We start from the raw sequence: 297 nt of genomic DNA, 5'->3' as shown, positions 1-297 counted from the left end.
CTATAAAAGTGGATCCTATCACCATTTAATCGGAATCGTATGTTTAAGGACATCTTTCTTTTCGAGCTAAAGTACCGCTTTAGCCGCCCAGCGACCTGGATTTATTTTGCCTTGCTTCTGATTGTGCCCCTATTGTTGATTGGCTTTGGCAATACTCCGGCTTCGGAAAAAGTCTATCATAACTCGCCCATCGTCATCGCCAACCTGCTGGTGTTGGTTTCACTCTTTGGGATTCTGATTGCCTCTGCCATCATGGGGGTGCCGATCTATCGGGATTTGGAGCATAAGACAGGCACC

The 297-nt window shown here is 46.8% G+C and carries 1 protein-coding gene; it reads left to right on the top strand.

Features of this window, described 5'->3' with window-relative positions:
- Positions 1–39 precede the first annotated feature (39 nt).
- Positions 40–297, top strand: a 258-nt coding sequence (locus ACNKXV_RS14265) for a hypothetical protein (RefSeq protein ID WP_417908374.1), incomplete at its 3' end; no start/stop codon positions are given.

This window comes from Christiangramia aquimixticola (assembly GCF_048285835.1).
Lineage (GTDB): Bacteria > Bacteroidota > Bacteroidia > Flavobacteriales > Flavobacteriaceae > Christiangramia > Christiangramia aquimixticola.
The sequence above is the reverse complement of the archived record's forward strand: the minus strand, read 5'-3'. Positions and strand labels throughout refer to the sequence as shown.